21 protein-coding genes are annotated in these 19,559 nt (G+C 32.5%); 18 read left to right on the forward strand and 3 right to left on the reverse strand.

The genetic code is table 11. From position 1 onward, the window contains the following. Positions 1-64: 64 nt before the first annotated feature. The 17 genes from ACKGJY_RS05995 (at position 65) to ACKGJY_RS06075 (ending at position 15,112) form a co-directional block, all read left to right on the forward strand. Positions 65-1,423 (forward strand): choice-of-anchor B family protein, encoded by a 1,359-nt coding sequence (locus ACKGJY_RS05995; RefSeq protein WP_413972952.1) that lies wholly within the window; start codon positions 65-67, stop codon positions 1,421-1,423. A gap of 20 nt (positions 1,424-1,443) precedes the next feature. Next, positions 1,444-2,787 (forward strand): hypothetical protein, encoded by a 1,344-nt coding sequence (locus ACKGJY_RS06000; RefSeq protein ID WP_413972953.1) that lies wholly within the window; start codon positions 1,444-1,446, stop codon positions 2,785-2,787. A 2-nt stretch (positions 2,788-2,789) separates the two neighbouring features. Then, complete coding sequence (locus ACKGJY_RS06005; RefSeq protein WP_413972954.1) at positions 2,790-3,551, forward strand: MbnP family protein; 762 nt, start codon at positions 2,790-2,792, stop codon at positions 3,549-3,551. 6 nt (positions 3,552-3,557) lie between these two features. Continuing rightward, positions 3,558-4,622, forward strand: a complete 1,065-nt coding sequence (locus ACKGJY_RS06010; protein ID WP_413972955.1) for a cytochrome-c peroxidase — start codon at positions 3,558-3,560, stop codon at positions 4,620-4,622. 90 nt (positions 4,623-4,712) lie between these two features. After that, the gene (locus ACKGJY_RS06015) at positions 4,713-4,919 is read left to right on the forward strand and encodes a hypothetical protein (RefSeq protein ID WP_413972956.1); all 207 of its coding nucleotides are present in this window, start codon (positions 4,713-4,715) and stop codon (positions 4,917-4,919) included. A 616-nt stretch (positions 4,920-5,535) separates the two neighbouring features. Next, on the forward strand, positions 5,536-5,865 hold the full coding sequence (locus ACKGJY_RS06020) for a HesB/IscA family protein (protein WP_413972957.1): 330 nt from the start codon (positions 5,536-5,538) through the stop codon (positions 5,863-5,865). Positions 5,866-5,880: 15 nt separating this feature from the next. Then, positions 5,881-7,329: a Fe-S cluster assembly protein SufB gene (gene sufB, locus ACKGJY_RS06025; protein WP_413972958.1), complete on the forward strand. Its 1,449-nt coding sequence runs from the start codon at positions 5,881-5,883 to the stop codon at positions 7,327-7,329. 12 nt (positions 7,330-7,341) lie between these two features. After that, positions 7,342-7,761: a hypothetical protein gene (locus tag ACKGJY_RS06030; protein ID WP_413972959.1), complete on the forward strand. Its 420-nt coding sequence runs from the start codon at positions 7,342-7,344 to the stop codon at positions 7,759-7,761. Between the two features lie 92 nt (positions 7,762-7,853). Continuing rightward, positions 7,854-8,606, forward strand: coding sequence for a Fe-S cluster assembly ATPase SufC (gene sufC, locus ACKGJY_RS06035; protein WP_413973002.1), 753 nt, complete (start codon positions 7,854-7,856; stop codon positions 8,604-8,606). Between the two features lie 140 nt (positions 8,607-8,746). Beyond that, positions 8,747-10,060 (forward strand): Fe-S cluster assembly protein SufD, encoded by a 1,314-nt coding sequence (gene sufD, locus ACKGJY_RS06040; protein WP_413972960.1) that lies wholly within the window; start codon positions 8,747-8,749, stop codon positions 10,058-10,060. Between the two features lie 112 nt (positions 10,061-10,172). Further along, positions 10,173-11,387: an aminotransferase class V-fold PLP-dependent enzyme gene (locus ACKGJY_RS06045; RefSeq protein ID WP_413972961.1), complete on the forward strand. Its 1,215-nt coding sequence runs from the start codon at positions 10,173-10,175 to the stop codon at positions 11,385-11,387. Positions 11,388-11,433: 46 nt separating this feature from the next. Then, positions 11,434-12,228: an META domain-containing protein gene (locus tag ACKGJY_RS06050; protein WP_413972962.1), complete on the forward strand. Its 795-nt coding sequence runs from the start codon at positions 11,434-11,436 to the stop codon at positions 12,226-12,228. Positions 12,229-12,268: 40 nt separating this feature from the next. After that, a complete protein-coding gene (locus ACKGJY_RS06055; protein WP_413972963.1) occupies positions 12,269-12,691 on the forward strand; it encodes a SufE family protein in 423 nt (140 codons plus the stop codon). A 71-nt stretch (positions 12,692-12,762) separates the two neighbouring features. Continuing rightward, positions 12,763-13,086, forward strand: coding sequence for an SUF system Fe-S cluster assembly protein (locus ACKGJY_RS06060; RefSeq protein WP_413972964.1), 324 nt, complete (start codon positions 12,763-12,765; stop codon positions 13,084-13,086). Between the two features lie 12 nt (positions 13,087-13,098). Further along, the gene (locus ACKGJY_RS06065) at positions 13,099-13,557 is read left to right on the forward strand and encodes a hypothetical protein (RefSeq protein WP_413972965.1); all 459 of its coding nucleotides are present in this window, start codon (positions 13,099-13,101) and stop codon (positions 13,555-13,557) included. Position 13,558: 1 nt separating this feature from the next. After that, the gene (locus ACKGJY_RS06070; protein WP_413972966.1) at positions 13,559-14,068 is read left to right on the forward strand and encodes a DUF2480 family protein; all 510 of its coding nucleotides are present in this window, start codon (positions 13,559-13,561) and stop codon (positions 14,066-14,068) included. Positions 14,069-14,185: 117 nt separating this feature from the next. After that, positions 14,186-15,112 carry a DUF3078 domain-containing protein gene (locus ACKGJY_RS06075; RefSeq protein WP_413973003.1) on the forward strand — a complete coding sequence of 309 codons (927 nt, stop codon included), beginning with the start codon at positions 14,186-14,188 and terminating at the stop codon, positions 15,110-15,112. 194 nt (positions 15,113-15,306) lie between these two features. On the opposite strand, the gene hflX is transcribed toward ACKGJY_RS06075, so the two are convergent. Further along, positions 15,307-16,506, reverse strand: coding sequence for a GTPase HflX (gene hflX / locus ACKGJY_RS06080; RefSeq protein ID WP_413972967.1), 1,200 nt, complete (start codon positions 16,504-16,506; stop codon positions 15,307-15,309). A 91-nt stretch (positions 16,507-16,597) separates the two neighbouring features. Between hflX and ACKGJY_RS06085 the strand changes: the two genes are divergently transcribed. Beyond that, positions 16,598-17,566, forward strand: a complete 969-nt coding sequence (locus ACKGJY_RS06085) for an endonuclease (protein ID WP_413972968.1) — start codon at positions 16,598-16,600, stop codon at positions 17,564-17,566. Here the strand turns inward: ACKGJY_RS06085 and ACKGJY_RS06090 are convergent, their stop codons facing one another. Continuing rightward, entirely contained in the window at positions 17,567-17,869 is a 303-nt protein-coding gene (locus ACKGJY_RS06090) for a hypothetical protein (RefSeq protein WP_413972969.1), read from the reverse strand. Between the two features lie 102 nt (positions 17,870-17,971). Further along, positions 17,972-19,405, reverse strand: coding sequence for a DUF5689 domain-containing protein (locus tag ACKGJY_RS06095; protein ID WP_413972970.1), 1,434 nt, complete (start codon positions 19,403-19,405; stop codon positions 17,972-17,974). Positions 19,406-19,559 lie beyond the last annotated feature (154 nt).

Genomic DNA, 19,559 nt, shown 5'->3' on the forward strand with positions numbered 1-19,559 from the left:
CGTTGCAATAATAAATACATACACCTCGTTTAATTGTAGCATTGAAAAAGAAAAATAGTTGCTTATGCGAATTTTTAAAAAACTTACTAAAGGGTCATCCTTAGTTTTAGTAATTTACACACTTATATTTTCATGTAATATCGAACCTGTAGAACGTGTTAATATAACAGATACAGATAACGATGGTGTAATTGATAATTTAGATAATTGTATAAACACACCAAATCCAAACCAAGAGGACGGAGATAATGATGGTATTGGAGATGTATGTGATACATCTACAATCAATCCATTTGCTGCATGTATTAATGGTTTTGCCGATATTTATCCATGTAACGATTACGATTTAATGTTTCATATACCCTTATCTACATTTAATGTAGAAGCAGTTAATGATTCTTGGGGATGGACTGACCCTGACACAGGAAAGGAATATGCTATTGTAGGTACAGATAGAAGCACTGTATTTGTTGATATATCTAACACCAATTCACCTATTTACTTAGGAAACATCCCTACAGCTACAATTATAAGCCCTTGGCGTGATATAAAAGTATACAAAAACCATGCGTTTATTGTAGCAGATAATGTTACAGGCGAAGACAGTCATGGCTTACAAATTTTTGATTTAACACGATTACGAACAGTTACTAATCCTCCAGAAGTATTTTCAGTTGATGTTAGACTTACCGAGATAGGAAGAGCTCATAATGTTGTAATAAATGAAGAAAGTGGTTACGCCTATGCTGTTGGCGGTAATAGAAATTCTACCTTTGCAGGTGGTCCTATTTTTATAAATATACAAGACCCAAAAAACCCAATAATAGAAGGCGGATTTTCAGAAGGCAATTATTCTCATGATGCGCAAGTAGTAACTTACAATGGGCCAGATGCAGATTATACTGGTAGAGAAATTTTAATTGGTAGTAATGAAAATGAAGTTGTTATTGCTGATGTTACTGATAAAGCAAATCCTGTAAAAATTTCAACAATAACATACCCAAACTTAAGGTATGCACACCAAGGATGGTTTACAGAGGATATGCGTTATTTTATTTTGGGCGATGAGCTTGATGAAGTACGCGTGGGGAATAACACTAGAATTATCACTTTTGATTTTTCTGATCTAGATAATCCTTTAAACCATTTCGATTATTTGGCAAATAATCCTTCTGTAGATCATAATGGTTATATTAAAGACAACAGGTACTTTCAAGCTAGCTATAGAGCTGGATTTCGAATTTTAGATATCAGCAACATAGATAATAAATCCTATACAGAAGTTGGTTTTTTTGATACTTACCCCGAAGATAACGCTACCGCTTTTGATGGTGCTTGGAATGTATACCCATTCTTTGAAAGCGGAAACATTGTAATTAGTGATATTAATCGCGGTCTTTTTGTAGTTAAAAAAAGTAACTAACCTGTTTTACTAAACTTTGAATGAAAAATAGAGTATTCTATAAAACCTGCGTCTTGTTGGTATTATGTGTTATCTTTTTTAAATGCTCGAAAAGTGATGATACTATTTCTGCTGTATCCACTGTTAAAACCATTGATTTTGTAAAAACGCTTGGAGGAAGCCAAAATGAAAGTGCACAATCTATTACTAAAACTACAGATGGTGGCTACGCTATTTTAGGACACACGCAAAGTATAGACGGTGACGTGGAAAATAAGACAACTACATCTTTTGACTTTTGGCTATTAAAATTTAATAGCAATAATACCTTAGAATGGCAAACAACATATGGCGGTAGTGATGATGATAGAGGTTTAGACATTATTCAAACTAAAGACAACGGCTACGCTATTTTAGGCTACACTAAAAGTACAGATGGTAACATTGATAAAAATGCTGGGGCTAATGATTTTTGGATTGCAAAACTTAACGCAACAGGAACTATTATTTGGCAAAAATCTTTTGGGTTTTTAGGTGCCGATATTGGATACGCCATAACAGAAACCAACGATAATGGGTATTTAATTACGGGGGTTTTAGATGTATCTGCCTCTAATGGTCAAGGCAACAGCAAAACATTAGCATCGCTTCATGCTGGTGGAGATTACTGGGCTATAAAGTTAAATAGTGATGGCGAACTAGAATGGCGCAAATTTTTCGGAGGCTCTTTTACAGACACACCGTATGATGTCTTACAAACTGAAGATAATAACTATTTAATTGTTGGCGCTTCTGATAGTAACGATATAGATATTAAAAACAATAAAGGCACGTACGATTGTTGGGTAATTAAAATATCAAGTACTGGTGATTTGATATGGGAGAAATCTTATGGCGGTTCTCAAATAGATGAAGCTTGGGGAATTGTAGCTACCAATGATGGTAATTTTATTATTGCTGGAGACACTAGAAGTAATGATAAAGACATTACAAATAATAATGGTGCTGCAGATATTTTTATCATCAAAATCACACCAAATGGAGATATTATATGGAATAAAACTTTTGGAGGCACTAGTTTTGACACAGCACGTGCTATCTCAAAAAGTAACGATGGTGGATTTTTAGTTTCAGGAAGTTCTAGAAGTTCTGATGGTGATATTTCAAAAAATAATGGTCAAAATGATGCTTGGGTAATTAAAATTAAAAACAATGGTAATTTAGAGTGGCAAACTAGTATTGGTGGCTCAAACGTAGATTTAGCTTTTGATGTTGTAGAACTTAATGATGATTCTGTTATTGCCGTTGGAGAATCCAGTAGCTCAAATCTGGACATAACAGAAAACAAAGGATTTACAGATCTTTTAATATTCAAAATAAATTAAAAATGAAAAAAACTGCATACCTAATTGTAATTAGTTTACTAATTTTTGCGTGTGAAAGTGAGTCTACCACTACTCAAACAAATGTCTCATTAAACTTCACACATACCTGGAATGGCACTACAGTAACAAATTCTGATTTCAACACCATAAAATTCACCAATGAAAATGGTGAACAACTGAGTATTGAACGCTTACGATATCTAATTTCAGACATAACATTTACATCATCAAACAACGAAAACCTAGAACTTAATGCTTACAATCTAATTGATGTAACAAATAATCAAAACCTAATATTTAATCCTACTGGTACTATCCCATCAGGAACTTACAATAATGTTTCTTTCACATTTGGGTTTGATAATGAAGATAATTATGTAGATGGTGGTTATCCCGATCTAAATTCAGCATCATTCAATGTTCCCGGAATGTTAGGTGGTGGCTATCACTACATGCAATTTGATGGAAAGTTTATAAATAACTTAAATGAAGAACAAGGTTTCAACTATCACGCTATACGCGCTGTTGATAATCCAGGTAACCCTACTTTCCCAAAGGATACTTTTTTTAGAGTTAATTTAGGCCCTGTAATTATCGGTAATGAAACAATATTGCATATTGAAATGAATATAGCTGAATGGTTTAAAACTCCAAATACTTGGGATTTGAATGAACTTAATCAAATGCTTATGCCAAATTCTGCAGCTCAAATTATGATGTTTGAAAACGGACAGAATGTATTTAGTTTAAAATCAGTAAATTAATTGATTTTGAAAACTTGGTATACAAATATCACTATCATAGTAACACTTATGTTATGCGCTTGCTCTAATGAAAATTTAGAACAATACGAGCCTACAGCATCTAACCTAGATATACCAAAAATTTTTAGTGATAATATTATTCCTCCTGTGATTCCTAAGGATAATCTACAAACAATTGAAGGTGTAGCCTTAGGTAAAAAATTATTTTTTGATCCCATTTTATCGGGAAATAACACCATAGCATGTGCTGATTGTCATGCTCCAAAAAATGCATTCACAGATGTATCAAGATTTAGTAATGGTATAGATGGAAGTTTGGGTACTAGAAATTCAATGCCACTATTTAATCTTGCTTGGAATTATAACGAACAATTTTTTTGGGATGGCAAATCGTTTAGTCTAGAACATCAAGCATTTAGTCCAGTTACCGACCCTATTGAAATGAAAAGCACTTGGGATGATGTAACTCAAAAATTACAGCAACATCCAGAATATCCTTATCTTTTTAAACAAGCCTTTGGAACACAACTAATAGATTCTACTCTAGTAACAAAGGCTATAGCGCAATTTGAACGCACACTAATTTCTGCCAATTCTAAATTTGATAAATTTCTTTTAGGTGAAGCTCAACTCACCATAGAAGAACAAAATGGGTTTGATGTATTTATGGACGAAGCTAGAGGAGACTGTTTTCATTGCCACGGTAGTGATAAAAATCCGCTTTGGACAGATAATGATTTTCATAATAATGGATTAGATGCATCGTTTACCGATTTAGGTTTGGGTGCAGTTACTGGCGACCCCGCAGATAATGGTAAATTTAGATCGCCTTCACTTAGAAATTTAAAATATACTGCGCCATATATGCATGACGGTAGATTTAATACAATTGAAGACGTTATTAATCATTACAGCGAAGGTTTACAAAATTCTTCAACCATAGACCCCTTAATGAAAAAAGTGTCTCTTGGAGGAGTAGGTTTGTCTGAAAAAGACAAATCTGACTTAAAAGCCTTTCTGTTAGCACTTTCAGATCAAGAATTCATATCAAATCCTGATTTCAAAAATTGATTTCTAAATTTTTGTACACAATTAATCACAATAAATTAAAATTGTAGCTTTTTATTTACTATATTAACTATCTGTTAAGATGAATAGTAAATGAAACCTACCATGAAACTACATCCATTTTGTATGATATTTGGCCATAATTTTATTCGTGTAAATGATAACAACACATTTAAAACATCAAAAGTAATTTGTAAAAATTGTAAATTACCCTTTAAATACAACACTTTAGGAGAAATAGTCCAAGACTGTAGCAAAGACAATAAACAGTTTTTAAAAAAATTTAAAGATATTAGTTAATAGTATATTTTTTAACACTACACGAACTTATATTCTAAAATAAAGTCTATTAATTTTAGAATAAAAATTACTATAAAAGTGTATTTCGTCGAAAATTAATACATTTTATCGTTAATTAATTAACGATTTACGATATTTATATTCCCAAATTTAGTATCGTAATGACTTTTGAAACCCCTGTAAATAAATTTTGTGCCGTTTTTGGGCACAATTATAAACTTGTATCTAAAATTAACAAAGAAACCTCTGAACTGGTTTGCAAGTGTTGCAACAATCATTTTATATCAACTAGTAGCGGAAATATTACAAGTCTATCTATAAACAAGTAGTCAAAATCTTTTTCCGTCTACTTTAAAATAAGAGAAATCACCTTTTAATAATCTTATTTTATTCACTTTATTACAATATCATATTACGGGTTATAGCTTTGACAAAAAAGCAATATAACCTATATTTTTTACCCTGAAATTATTATAATAAAAACCTATAAAACTATATGCTAATATAATGTTAGGTTATGTAGGTTTGAGGGACTTATATTGTATATTTGTACCCTATTTAGACGCTGTCTTAATAAAATATTAAGTCAAAAACTAAATTTAATTTAAATAATAATATGATAAAAGTCTCTGAAACGGCTAAAAAGAAAGTGATTGAGCTTATGACCGATGAGGGTTATAATGCTGTGACTGACTATGTTCGAGTAGGTGTAAAAAGTGGAGGTTGTTCTGGTTTATCTTATGATTTAAAGTTTGATAACCAACAACAAGAAGACGATAAAGTTTTTGAAGACAATGGAGTGAAAATTATTGTTGACAAGAAAAGTTTTTTATATCTAATTGGTACAACATTAGAATATTCTGGTGGGTTAAACGGCACAGGATTCGTTTTTAATAATCCAAACGCTAACCGAACGTGCGGTTGTGGCGAATCATTTTCATTATAAATTTAAGTAAGCATTATGTCAAAATACACAGAGGATGATTTAAGAGAAGAGTTAAAAACCAAAGAATACGAATATGGTTTTTATACAGATATTGAATCTGAAACTTTTCCTAATGGCTTAAATGAAGACATTGTTCGTGCAATCTCTAAGAAAAAAGAAGAACCAGAATGGATGACCGAATGGCGCTTGGAAGCATTTCGTGTTTGGAAAGAAATGACCGAACCAGAATGGGCAAACGTACATTACAAAAAACCAGATTTTCAAGGTATTTCGTACTACTCTGCACCTAACAGTAAGCCAAAATATGATAGTATAGATGAAGTTGATCCAGAATTATTGGCAACTTTTGAGAAACTTGGTATTTCTTTAGACGAACAAAAAAAATTGGCAGGCGTTGCTATGGATGTTGTAGTAGATTCGGTTTCTGTTGCAACAACATTTAAAAAGACTCTTGGCGAAAAAGGCATAATTTTTATGAGTATATCTGAAGCTATTAAAGAGCATCCAGAACTTGTAAAAAAATATTTAGGCACTGTAGTTCCCCAAAAAGACAATTTTTATGCAGCATTAAATTCAGCTGTATTTAGTGATGGCTCTTTTTGTTATATCCCAAAAGGTGTAAGATGCCCGATGGAACTATCAACATATTTTAGAATAAATCAAGCAGGAACAGGTCAGTTTGAAAGAACATTAGTAATAGCCGACGAGGGTAGTTATGTAAGTTACCTTGAAGGCTGTACAGCGCCAAGTCGTGACGAAAACCAATTACATGCTGCTGTTGTAGAATTAATTGCTTTAAATGATGCTGAAATAAAATACTCTACAGTACAAAACTGGTTTCCAGGAAATGCAGAAGGTAAAGGTGGAGTTTATAATTTTGTAACCAAGCGTGGTTTATGTGAGAAAAATGCTAAAATTTCTTGGACACAAGTTGAAACTGGTTCTGCTGTTACTTGGAAATACCCAAGTTGTATTTTAAAAGGAGATAACTCAGTAGGTGAATTTTATTCCATAGCTGTTACCAATAATTACCAGCAAGCGGATACAGGAACAAAGATGATTCACTTAGGAAACAATACAAAATCAACTATTATTTCTAAAGGTATTTCAGCAGGAAAATCTCAAAATAGTTACCGCGGTTTAGTTCAAGTAAATTCAAGAGCTAAAAATGCACGTAACTTTTCGCAATGTGATAGTTTATTAATGGGTAATGAATGTGGTGCACATACATTCCCATACATTGAAGCTAAAAACACATCTGCAAAAATAGAACATGAAGCTACAACCAGTAAAATTGGTGAAGATCAAATTTTCTATTGTAATCAACGTGGTATTGATACTGAAAAAGCCATTGCTCTAATAGTAAACGGATTTAGTAAAGAAGTATTAAATAAACTACCAATGGAATTTGCTGTTGAGGCTCAAAAATTATTAGAAATAAGCTTAGAAGGAAGTGTAGGTTAAACCATTTTAAAAATGAAAAAAATAGTTTTTATTTTACTAGTTTTTACAATAATTTTAAGTTGCAAAAACGAGTCAAAAACAGATAAAAAAGAAGTTGAAACTTCTACTGAAAGCACAGAAAAAACTGCAAAACAAAATGATGGCTTAACCCTTTTAAAAGGTGATTTTGTATATCATAACGGTGCCGCTGTTTTACAAACGCATGCAGAGATTTATGGAGTTTTGCCTTCTGGTAATTTCGATGAACTTAACAAAAAAGCTGAGGCTTTAAAAACAGAACCAACGGATATGGTTCAAATAGAGATTCGAGGCAAAATAACAAACGAAAAACACGAAATCATTCTTTGGGAAAATAAAGTTGAGGTTATTGAAATCTTAAACGTAAAACCAATTTCTAAAGATGAAAATAATACAGTAAAACTAGGAAGCTAATAATAATTTTCAAACCTCTCATAATAAATTATAAACGCCTAATCTGGTAAAATTTAGAATTTTGAGTTTTGATTTTAGAATTTGAAGAACATATGTTAAAAATAAATAATTTACACGCAAACATTGAAGACAAGAGTATCTTAAAAGGTATTAATCTTGAAGTAAACCCAGGTGAAGTACACGCTATTATGGGACCTAACGGTTCTGGAAAAAGCACTTTAGCATCTGTTGTTGCTGGTAGAGAAGACTACGAAATCACCGAAGGGAACATCGTTTTTGAAGGTGAAGATATTGAAGAATTGGCTGCTGAAGAACGTGCACACAAAGGTGTATTTTTATCATTTCAATATCCTATCGAAATTCCAGGTGTTTCTGTAACAAATTTTATAAAAACGGCAATTAACGAATCTAGAAAAGCAAGAGGTTTAGAGGATATGCCTGCTAAAGATATGTTGAAACTTATTCGTGAAAAATCTGAAATGCTAGAAATAGATAGAAAGTTTTTATCACGATCTTTAAACGAAGGGTTTTCTGGAGGAGAAAAGAAACGTAATGAGATTTTTCAAATGGCTATGCTAGAGCCTAAATTGGCTATTTTGGATGAAACCGATTCTGGTTTAGATATTGATGCACTTCGTATCGTAGCAAACGGCGTAAATAAGCTAAAAAGTAAAGACAATGCTGTTGTAGTAATTACACATTACCAACGTTTATTAGATTATATCGTTCCAGATTTTGTACACGTATTACATAATGGCAAAATAGTAAAATCTGGAGGCAAAGAACTGGCGCACGAACTTGAAGAAAAAGGGTACGACTGGATTAAAGAAGAAGTGAACGCTTAATAATAGTTATAGTATTCAGTCCCATCTTGCAAATAGCACAATACAAAATTGGTCACTCAAGATTTAAAATTATAGTAAACAGTCCACACCCTAGTTTTACTTTCACTGAAAACTAAGGCTGATATTGAAAACTGAAAACAATGGATTTAAAAGAAAAACTAGTATCATCTTTTCTAGCATTTGAAAACAAAGTGGATGTAGATGCCTATGCTCACGATGTAAGATCTGATGCTATCAAAATATTCGAAGAAAAAGGCTTTCCTTCTAAAAAAGAAGAAGCTTGGAAATATACCTCATTAAACAGTATCTTAAAAGAAGATTACAGCGTTTTTCCAAAACAAGAAAATGCTTTAGAATATAGTGAGGTAAAAAAATACTTCATTCACGATATTGATACCTATAAAATAATTTTTATAGATGGTAAATACTCATCACACCTTTCACAAACCACGCACGAGGGTATTGATGTTTGTTTAATGTCTGCTGCACTTAGCAAACCAAAATATCAGCTAATTATTGAAAATTATTTTAATAAAGCTGCAGAAAAAGACAGTTTATCAGCTCTAAATACCGCATTTTCTCAAGAAGGTGCTTATATACATATTCCAAAAAATAAAGTAGTTGAGAAACCAATACAAATCATACACTTCTCAACAGGTAACGAAGCGGCAACTATGTTACAACCTCGTAATTTAGTTGTGGTTGATGAGAATTCTCATGTACAAATTATAGAACGTCACCAAAGTTTAACAGAAAACCCTGTTTTAACCAATAGCGTTACTGAAATTTTTGCAAACAAACGTGCTATTGTAGACTATTACAAGATTCAAAACGATAACGAAAATGCCTCTTTAATAGATAGTACCTTTGTAAAACAAAAAAGAGAAAGTTTTGCATCGGTACACACTTTTTCTTTTGGTGGTAAATTAATACGTAATAATTTAAACTTCTACCAAGAAGGAGAGCGTATGGATTCTACCTTAAAAGGTATCACCATTATTGGCAACAAACAACATGTAGACCACAATACACTAGTACATCATATTGAACCGAATTGCGAAAGTCATCAAGACTATAAAGGCATTTTTTCTGATAGATCTACAGGAGTATTTAACGGAAAAGTTCTTGTAAATAAAGAAGCGCAAAAAACCAACGCATTTCAGGCAAACAACAATATTTTATTAAGCGATAAAGCTGCTATAAACACAAAACCGCAACTAGAAATTTTTGCAGATGATGTAAAATGTTCTCACGGTTGTACAATCGGGCAGTTAGATGAAAGCGCTATGTTTTATATGCGTTCTCGTGGTATTCCAGAAAAGGAGGCACGTGCACTTTTAATGTTTGCGTTTAGTAATAACGTTTTAGAATCGGTTAAAATTCCTGAACTTAAGCAACGTATTACCAAGATTATTGCCAATAAGTTAGGTGTAAATATTGGATTTGATCTATAAAATTTTTATTTGAAACTATTTCGAGTTATCCACTATATCTTTTTGTAGAAAAGCAAAAAGGTTAAGACTATGAGAATAGTCCAATGGCAACTACGGAGTTAACCTATCTGCCATGTTTGATGTAGAAACCATAAGACAAGACTTCCCAATACTTTCTAGAAAAGTAAATGGAAAACCTTTGGTGTATTTTGATAATGCTGCAACATCACAAACGCCACAACAAGTTATTGATGTTATTGTAGATTATTATTCAAATTACAACGCAAACATACATCGTGGCGTTCATAAATTAAGTCAAGAAGCTACTGATTTATACGAAGCTGCAAGACAAAAAATCCAAACCCATTTTAATGCGAAACATACGCATGAAATTATTTTTACATCGGGTACTACTCACGGTATAAATCTTGTAGCAAACGGTTTCTCATCACTATTAAAAAAAGGTGATGAAATTATTGTTTCAGCTTTAGAGCATCATAGTAATATTGTACCATGGCAAATGTTATGCGAGCGCACAGGTGCTCATTTAAAAGTGATCCCAATGAATGAAGATGGAGAACTACTGCTCTCAGAATTTGATGCACTACTCTCTAAAACCACAAAATTAGTGTTTGTTAATCATATTTCAAATGCATTAGGCACTATAAATCCTATTGAATATATCATCGATAAATCTCATGATGTTGGTGCAGCTGTACTTATAGATGGTGCACAATCAACACCACACTTAGTACCAGACGTGCAAGCCTTAGATGCAGATTTTTACGTAACATCAGCACACAAAATCTGCGGACCAACAGGAGTTGGTATGTTATATGGTAAAGAAAAATGGCTTAAAAAGTTACCACCTTATCAAGGTGGCGGTGAAATGATTGCAGAGGTAACTTTTGAAAAAACCACATACGCAGATTTACCTCATAAATTTGAAGCTGGAACACCAAACATTTGCGGCGGTATTGCTTTTGGTGCAGCTATAGATTATATGAACAGTATTGGCTTTGATAATATTGCAACGTATGAAAATGAGCTTTTAGAGTATGGCACAAAAAAACTTTTAGAAATAGAAGGATTAAAAATATACGGCACTTCAAAACACAAAACATCAGTCATTTCATTTAATCTACAGGGTATACATCCTTATGATGTTGGTACTATTTTAGATAAATTAGGAATAGCTGTAAGAACAGGACATCATTGTGCACAACCCATAATGGATTTCTATAAAATTCCTGGCACTATCCGAGCATCTTTCGCCTTTTATAATACCAAAGCAGAAATTGATACACTAGTAGAAGGTATTAAGAAAGCTAAAATGATGCTGTCTTAAAACTTTGGCGTTCTTTTTGTATATTTCATTGTAAATTATAAACTACATGAAAACAATGCTACTCATTTTTAGCATGATTGTATTACGTTGTTGTTGGGGACCAACAGAATACCAATTAATGCAAAGTCTACAAAACGATGATACTATTTTGAAAACACTTAACGGTACCTATAAAATAACAGAATTAAATCAAGAAGATGTATCCGTTTTTAAACTTAACATTACTTTTGATAATACACAAAAAAAAATATCAGGATTCTCTGGCTGTAATCGCTTTTTTGGTTCATATATTTTAAATGAAAATTCGTTAAAATTTGATGCTTTAGGTACAACTAAAAAACTATGTTCTGAAGATAAAAATGAAATAGAACGTAAACTTCTTAAAGCCATTGATAAAGCCGATAGTGTTCTTTTTGTAGAAAACGGATTTTCATTATTCTATAAGAAAAGACCTTTACTCTTAGCAACTAAGGATATTAAATCACCTCAAATGAGTTTTGAATATTCTACCGCTTCAAGGAGTGCTTATAAATATATAAAAGTTGATGAGAACACTATTACTCTTTCAAAAAAAAGAGGTACTAAATCACTAGAAATACCATGCAATGTTATACAATGGGAAACATTAGTAAAACTATCAAATGCTATTGAAATTGAAAATCTATTTGATATAAAAGCACCTAGCAAAAAATTTTTATTTGATGGTGCAGACTTAGCACATTTCAAAATAACATCAAATGGAACTACCTATGAATCTTCTCCTTTTGATCATGGAAACCCTCCAAAAGAAATTGCTAGATTAGTTAAAGAAATCTTATCAATAGTCGAAAATATTGAATAGCATTTTTTCTTGTTGTATTTTTGTGTAAAATTAAGAATGTATGAGTATTGAAGAAATTCAAAATGAAATAATAGACGAATTCTCAATGTTTGAAGATTGGGAAGAACGTTACCAATATATGATTGATTTAGGGAAAGATTTACCCTTAATTAACGATGACTATAAAACTGATAACAACATCATAAAAGGATGCCAAAGTAAAGTTTGGGTACATGCTGAAATGGACGAAAATAAAGTAGCATTTACTGCAGATAGTGATGCTATAATCACTAAAGGTATTATTGCTATTTTAATACGCGTGTTTTCAAACCAACATCCAAAAGACATTATTGATGCAGACACTGATTTTATTGATAAAATTGGATTAAAAGAGCATTTATCACCAACACGGGCTAATGGCTTAGTAAGCATGGTGAAGCAATTAAAAATGTATGCCATTGCATACCAAACACAACTCAATTAGTTTATCTGTTGATTCGTGTAATCGTTGATGCGACTAGCGAATTAAACACTAAACATTAAACATTTAAAAAAATGAGTGAAACTATAGATACTGCCGAATTAGGCGAAAAAATAGTAAACGTTTTAAAAACGATTTACGATCCAGAAATACCAGTCGATATTTACGAACTAGGATTAATTTACGATGTTTTTGTAAACGAAGATTATGATGTAAAAATATTAATGACGCTTACAACACCAAACTGCCCTGTCGCTGAAACATTACCTTTAGAGGTCGAAGAAAAAGTGAAATCTTTAAACGATGTGAAAGATGCTGAAGTTGAAATTACGTTTGATCCACCTTGGACACAAGAATTAATGAGTGAAGAGGCGAAGTTGGAATTAGGAATGCTGTAATTTTATCATATTATGAAAATTTCTATTAATTATTTTTTAATTATAATACTATTAGGTTTTATATCTTGTAATAGAATTGCCCATAAAACAAAAAATACTGTAAATAGAGGTGGTGAAGTTATTGGCGAAACTGCTACAGAATTTTTTGAGGGTGTTACAGAGGGAGTTGATAAAACACTTGAGTGTGATATTATTCTCTCCTCAAATCTACTTAAAGATGGATTAAAAACAGGATCTTATGCTATTAAAAATAAGAGTTCTGGTGGAGAAAATAATCTACTAACCTTGTATTTAATTTTTAATAAAGATTTTGACAAAATAGTTTACGCTAAAGCTTTCGATAAAAAAGGTTTAGAAATAGGACGATCAAAATTGCATATTTCTGGAATTAATGGAGAAGCAAATTACTTTGATTTTGAATTCGATAAACGAACTTATATTGGTGTAAGAAATAAAATTGTTATAGAATAAAATGCCAGACGAAATCATAAATCGCGTAGCGAAAAGTAAACTAATTACTTTAAATCTTGAGGATTATTATCCCGAGGGCAAACGTGTGTTATTCGATATTAAAGATTGGCTCTTTGAGGGTTTTGTACTTAGAGAAAAAGAATTTAGACAGAACGTTTTAGATTTTGATTGGAGTACCTATAAAAATGCATATGTAGCACTAACTTGCAGTAGTGATGCTATTATTCCTGGGTGGGCATATATGCTATTAAGCATTCAACTAGAGCCTTATGTTAAAAAAGTAATTATTGGTAATTTAAAACAGTTGGAAACATCTATTTACCAAGACATTATTAATAATTTAGAGGTTTTAGAATATGAAGGTAAGCCCATAATAATTAAAGGGTGTGCCAATAAACCTGTACCACAAAACGCATATATCATGCTGTCTACCAAGCTAAAACCTATAGCAAAATCTATTATGTATGGTGAAGCTTGTTCTTCTGTACCGCTTTACAAAAAAAATAAGTGACCTTTATATATTTACGGGGTCTTAAAAACGTATTATTTAAAATTCTATTAAAAAGAATTCAATAAACATTTGTTAAAAATTAATTTATATTTGCCAACATTTTAAAAACTGACAATGATGAAAAAACTATTATTTTTCGCAATTTTATTACTTAGTGTTTCTGCCTTTCAAGCACAAACAAAAGAAGAGTTAGAAACTCAAAAAGCTGAGAAACAAGCTGTTGCAGATGCTGCAAAAGCAGAAGTTGATGCATTACAAGCTAAAATAGATGCGCTTCCAGGGTGGAGAAAAGGTGCATTTGGTACTATTGGTGGTAGCTTATCTGGCTTTAATAACTGGTTTGCACAAGGTGCACCAAACAATAACTCTGGTAATATTGGTTTTACCGTTAATGGATTTGCTAACTTGATTCAAGAGAAATTCTTTTGGAGAAACAGTTTAACAACTAACCTAAACTGGGTAAAATTAGACAATAAAGATATCGCTACGGATAGTGATAGTTTTGAGCCTACTACAGATGTATTTAATATTTCATCTTTATATGGTAGAAACATTTCTAAAACACTTGCTGCATCAGCATTAGCGGAATACAGAACAACTATTTTAAATAACTTTAATGATCCTGGATATTTAGATGTTGGTATTGGTGCTACATGGACGCCTATTGAAAACTTAATAGTAGTAGTACACCCATTAAACTACAACTTTGTTTTTGCTGATGACAATACTATTTTTAACTCATCTCTTGGTGCTAAAATTGTTGCAGATTATACAAGACAAATTGGTGCTGTTGGGTTTAAAACTAACTTATCAGCTTTCCAAAGTTATGAATCTAGCGATTTATCAAACTGGACCTGGACTAACTCTTTTAGCTACACGTTATGGAAAATGATTGGTGTTGGGTTTGATTTTGGTTTAAGAAATAACAAGCAAGAAGCATTAAACTATTCTAGAAATATTTTAGGTAATGCTGGTGAAACTTTTGATTCTGTAGATAACGATTTACAAACATATTACACATTTGGTTTAAGCTACAATTTCTAATTTTGCTTAACTAAAATTTAAAAAAAAAGCACTTTCCAATAAAAATGGAAAGTGCTTTTTTTTTGCGTTTAGAATTGTAGATCTTCTCTAAGCTTAGCATAAAACCTATCCTTTTTAAAACCCTTGTAAAAACAAAGCTAGCAACCTCAAAATTTTGATAAGTATCTAATTTAGATAAAATACTCGAAGTAAAATTACTTCATATCCTCGTAATTATAATCAGGATATAAGAAGTGATTATATGGAAAACGGGTGACATGTATTTCTCTAACCTCATCATATACACGTTTTTTAAAATCTTCTAAATTGCTTTTATTAATAGCTGAAATAAACAAGGCATTGTTACCAACTTTACTCATCCAGGTACTTTTCCACTCCTCTAATGTATAATGGCGTTTGGTTTTTTCGGTATCTAGCTCATCTTCATCTATAGGTTCAGGTTGGTAGGCGTCAATTTTATTAAACACCATAATTGTGGGTTTGTCGCTACTTTTTATTTCACCTAAAATTTTATTTACAGAAGCTATATGTTCCTCAAAATTTGGGTGCGAAATATCAACTACATGTAATAATAAATCAGCTTCTCTAACCTCATCTAGCGTACTTTTAAAACTATCTACCAATTGGGTTGGTAACTTGCGTATAAATCCAACCGTATCACTTAATAAAAATGGTAAATTTTGAATGACTACTTTTCTCACTGTGGTATCTAAGGTAGCAAATAACTTATTTTCTGCAAAAACTTCACTTTTACTTACAACATTCATTAAAGTAGACTTTCCAACATTAGTATAACCCACAAGTGCCACACGAACCATTTTACCACGGTTACCACGTTGTACCGCCATTTGCTTATCAATAGTTTTTATACGCTTTTTTAATAAAGCAATTTTATCGCGTACAATACGTCTATCGGTTTCTATCTCGGTTTCTCCAGGTCCGCGCATGCCTATCCCCCCTTTTTGGCGCTCCAAGTGCGTCCACATACCTCTTAATCGTGGTAATAAATACTCACATTGCGCCAATTCTACTTGTGTTCGGGCATAACTAGTTTGGGCACGTTGCGCAAAAATATCGAGTATTAAGTTAGTACGATCTAAAACTTTTACATCTAATATTTTACTAATATTACGTTCTTGTGCTGCAGATAATTCGTCATCAAAAATGGCAGTATCGATATCATTTTCCTTTATAAACTTAAGAACATCTTCCATTTTTCCAGAACCAATAAAGGTTTTAGCATTAGGCATATCCATTTTTTGAGTAAAACGTTTTACGGCGTAACCACCTGCTGTAAATGTTAAAAACTCCAACTCATCTAAATACTCTTTAAGTTTAGTTTCGTCTTGATCTTTTGTTACAATGCCTATTAAAACTGCCTTCTCTAATCCCATATATGCCTTACGATTATAAAAATTTTACGTTAACAAAGTTACGCAATTGCTGGCATTTTAAAGTTTCTAAATTTAAACCTATTTTTGACCCATGATAGACGATTTTAATGATATACCCATACGCCACGATATGCAAACTGTAGCGTTTTATAATATTGAAAATTTATTTGATTTAAAAGATAGTAAATTAACGCATGACAACGATTTTTTACCCGAATCGGTAAAGCGATGGACGCCAAAACGCTATAAAAATAAGTTACGTAAATTAGGGTATGCTATTTCAAATATTGGGAAACAAGACACTGGAAAACATCCTGCGATAGTTGGTTTAGCTGAAGTAGAAAATGCCAAAGTGTTACAAGATTTGATAGACTCTAAACACCTTGAAGATTGTAATTATCAATATGTGCATTTTGATTCTTTAGACGAACGCGGTATTGATGTTGCCATGTTATATGATACTTCTGTTTTCAAAGTTTCGCATACTGAAACTTTTACTGTGCCTTTAACCGATGATAACGGCACACCTGATTACACGCGTGATATTTTACTCGTTGGAGGAATTTTAGATGGTGAAACAATGTATTTTATAGTAAATCATTGGTCGTCTAGACGTGAAGGACAAAAAGAATCTGAGCCCAAACGGTTAGCAGCTTCAGAAAAGGTGAGCGAAATTATTTCCGCCTTAACTCAAAAAGATGAAAACGTAAAAATTATGGTAATGGGCGATTTCAATGATACGCCACAAAATGAAAGCTTAAAACGCTTAGTAGCAGACCACGGTTTATTTAATCCTTTTGAAACCTTACGCTCTTTTACACGTGGTACAGTTAAACACAGAAGACAGTGGTTTACATTCGACCAAGTTTTAATATCTACTAACTTTTTTAAAAGTTCTAAAAAAGAATTTGAATTCTTTAAAGCAAATATTTTTGATGCAGATTTTTTAAAGACGTTTAAAGGGCATTATAAAGGTGCGCCGTATAGAACTTATGCTGGAAAAAAATATAAAGGTGGTTATAGCGACCACTTTCCTGTTTATACTATTTTGAAAAAATAATTATATAGATTGAAATAGAATATATGCTAAAGCTAAAACAGTAAAAGGGAGTAACCAAAGTATCCAAATACTATAAGCTTGTTTTTTTTGTTGTAATCGTTTTGCGTTAAGTAAGTTTCGCTTTTTGCCACTGTATTGCATCCAGTTTTTAAAAAATGTAGCGACTGCTAACAGTACTAATAGTGTCCAAGCTTTGTAAGAAGACATCGTATCCACATGCATTTGCCTAAAAAAGCCGGCAAAAAAAACACCTAAGAGTAATAATAAACTACATTGCAATACTGAAACATATACTGTAGCCATTTTAATAGCTTTTTTGCTTTTCTTCTTTTTGTAATATTGAAATATATTAAGAAAAAAAGAGTCGAATAGTGTCATATAGTTGAAGTTACTGTAAAGGTATCATTATTCTACAAAATCCACACTAATATCATCCAACTCATAAATCCCATCAAAACTATCTTGCCCGCCACCAGTATATTTAAAAGCGACATGAATAGTTCCTGAAATACAAGACAAATCCACAGTTCCAGAGGTGAACCACTCTACAAAAGAATCTGAATCTTTTACCACATAGGCATCACTTAAAATTTGCCATGTGGCACTTGTAACCCCATCTTCAGTACCATCCCAATCATCAGCATAAAATACTTCCATAAAACTACTATCGGCACGACTACTTGAGGTTTTAAAACGTAAGGTTTCACCGTCTTGAGCATCCAAATCAAATTCTGGAGTAATAAGCCAACCTATATTACTCACATCACTGGAACCTCCAGATTGAAATCTACACGAGCGTCCTAAAGAAGAATTTACGGCTGTAGATGTTGATGTCCACGCTTCCCATGCTTCTGTGCCTACTTCAATATAATTTGTCCAACCATTACCTTCAATTGGGCGGTTATTGCGCTGCGATTCAAAATCTTCAAAAAATAAGTTTCCTGTACCAAAACTAGATGCTATGCCACATGAAAACTCTAATGGATCGCAACGCGCTGTATTATCAAAACTTAAATCCGATGAACTTTTTGGAAGTAACACACTAAAATCATCCCTAAAATCTCGACTATAAATCCCTATCACACTCCCATTTCCTTGTGGCACTAACAAGGTTTTAAAGTCGGAAAATGTGCTGGTTTGCATGATAATTTGTGCGCCAGAATTACAACTCTCCATTAAGCGCAACCCATCAAACTCATCAAAAGATTCACTAGCAAATGTAGCACCTAACTCAAACCTATTCAGTTGCATATTATCTAACTGAATTAAAGTGTTTTCGTCTGCTTGGGTTAATTCAGGAATACGCACAACTTTTGGCTGTATCTCAGCAATAGTATTGGTTCTTAACACAATATCACGATATTCTGAAGCCTGAATTTGCCCTACATTTACACCATTTTCACTTCCAATAGTAACCACACCGTTAGATTCGCCCACAGCCAATCCCTGCAATTTCACAAGTACTTTTTGCCCAAATTGATAAGTATCTGACAAACTACTTTGATTAATATCAATTTTAAAACCTAAACGCGGATCATTATCAGGACTGCTATCATCAATTTTATTCTGAATAATCAATTCCTCAAAAAAGTTCCCACCTTTATCCGAAGACACTACATAACCTTCAATATAAATATCATCTCGAATTACCGCAATCCCATTTCCACCGTTTACCGCTTGCTCAAAAAGTGACTTTACAGCCTTAAACGTGGTTAGCTTTTCTCTGGGAATTACAGGATCTTCAGTCTCAATATTTGGCACACCAAAATCGTCGTCGTTTACGCAGGAAATTGCTAAAAATCCCAATATTCCAATCAAAATGTTATTCACTTTTTTCATAACATATACTTTTAATACATTTTATATTTTGGGCGTTACCCTAAAGGGTCGGGCTTTCACTACTCAATCCCTCCTGCGTCGGGGATTTCAAACATGCCGTTCAATCCCTAACGCGGTCTCATCCGCCAGTGCTTTTTTATTCATTTTATAATAA

Source organism: Hyunsoonleella sp. 2307UL5-6 (genome assembly GCF_047345485.1).
Lineage (GTDB): Bacteria > Bacteroidota > Bacteroidia > Flavobacteriales > Flavobacteriaceae > Jejuia.

What these genes read in the sequence shown, in the direction of transcription:
- ACKGJY_RS05995 (WP_413972952.1), top strand. Translation starts at nt 65, where the DNA reads ATGCGAATTTTTAAAAAACTTACTAAAGGGTCATCCTTAGTTTTAGTA.
- ACKGJY_RS06000 (WP_413972953.1), top strand. Translation starts at nt 1,444, where the DNA reads ATGAAAAATAGAGTATTCTATAAAACCTGCGTCTTGTTGGTATTATGT.
- ACKGJY_RS06005 (WP_413972954.1), top strand. Translation starts at nt 2,790, where the DNA reads ATGAAAAAAACTGCATACCTAATTGTAATTAGTTTACTAATTTTTGCG.
- ACKGJY_RS06015 (WP_413972956.1), top strand. Translation starts at nt 4,713, where the DNA reads ATGAAACCTACCATGAAACTACATCCATTTTGTATGATATTTGGCCAT.
- ACKGJY_RS06020 (WP_413972957.1), top strand. Translation starts at nt 5,536, where the DNA reads ATGATAAAAGTCTCTGAAACGGCTAAAAAGAAAGTGATTGAGCTTATG.
- sufB (WP_413972958.1), top strand. Translation starts at nt 5,881, where the DNA reads ATGTCAAAATACACAGAGGATGATTTAAGAGAAGAGTTAAAAACCAAA.
- ACKGJY_RS06030 (WP_413972959.1), top strand. Translation starts at nt 7,342, where the DNA reads ATGAAAAAAATAGTTTTTATTTTACTAGTTTTTACAATAATTTTAAGT.
- sufC (WP_413973002.1), top strand. Translation starts at nt 7,854, where the DNA reads ATGTTAAAAATAAATAATTTACACGCAAACATTGAAGACAAGAGTATC.
- sufD (WP_413972960.1), top strand. Translation starts at nt 8,747, where the DNA reads ATGGATTTAAAAGAAAAACTAGTATCATCTTTTCTAGCATTTGAAAAC.
- ACKGJY_RS06045 (WP_413972961.1), top strand. Translation starts at nt 10,173, where the DNA reads ATGTTTGATGTAGAAACCATAAGACAAGACTTCCCAATACTTTCTAGA.
- ACKGJY_RS06050 (WP_413972962.1), top strand. Translation starts at nt 11,434, where the DNA reads ATGAAAACAATGCTACTCATTTTTAGCATGATTGTATTACGTTGTTGT.
- ACKGJY_RS06055 (WP_413972963.1), top strand. Translation starts at nt 12,269, where the DNA reads ATGAGTATTGAAGAAATTCAAAATGAAATAATAGACGAATTCTCAATG.
- ACKGJY_RS06060 (WP_413972964.1), top strand. Translation starts at nt 12,763, where the DNA reads ATGAGTGAAACTATAGATACTGCCGAATTAGGCGAAAAAATAGTAAAC.
- ACKGJY_RS06065 (WP_413972965.1), top strand. Translation starts at nt 13,099, where the DNA reads ATGAAAATTTCTATTAATTATTTTTTAATTATAATACTATTAGGTTTT.
- ACKGJY_RS06070 (WP_413972966.1), top strand. Translation starts at nt 13,559, where the DNA reads ATGCCAGACGAAATCATAAATCGCGTAGCGAAAAGTAAACTAATTACT.
- ACKGJY_RS06075 (WP_413973003.1), top strand. Translation starts at nt 14,186, where the DNA reads ATGAAAAAACTATTATTTTTCGCAATTTTATTACTTAGTGTTTCTGCC.
- hflX (WP_413972967.1), bottom strand. Translation starts at nt 16,506, where the DNA reads ATGGGATTAGAGAAGGCAGTTTTAATAGGCATTGTAACAAAAGATCAA.
- ACKGJY_RS06085 (WP_413972968.1), top strand. Translation starts at nt 16,598, where the DNA reads ATGATAGACGATTTTAATGATATACCCATACGCCACGATATGCAAACT.
- ACKGJY_RS06090 (WP_413972969.1), bottom strand. Translation starts at nt 17,869, where the DNA reads ATGGCTACAGTATATGTTTCAGTATTGCAATGTAGTTTATTATTACTC.
- ACKGJY_RS06095 (WP_413972970.1), bottom strand. Translation starts at nt 19,405, where the DNA reads ATGAAAAAAGTGAATAACATTTTGATTGGAATATTGGGATTTTTAGCA.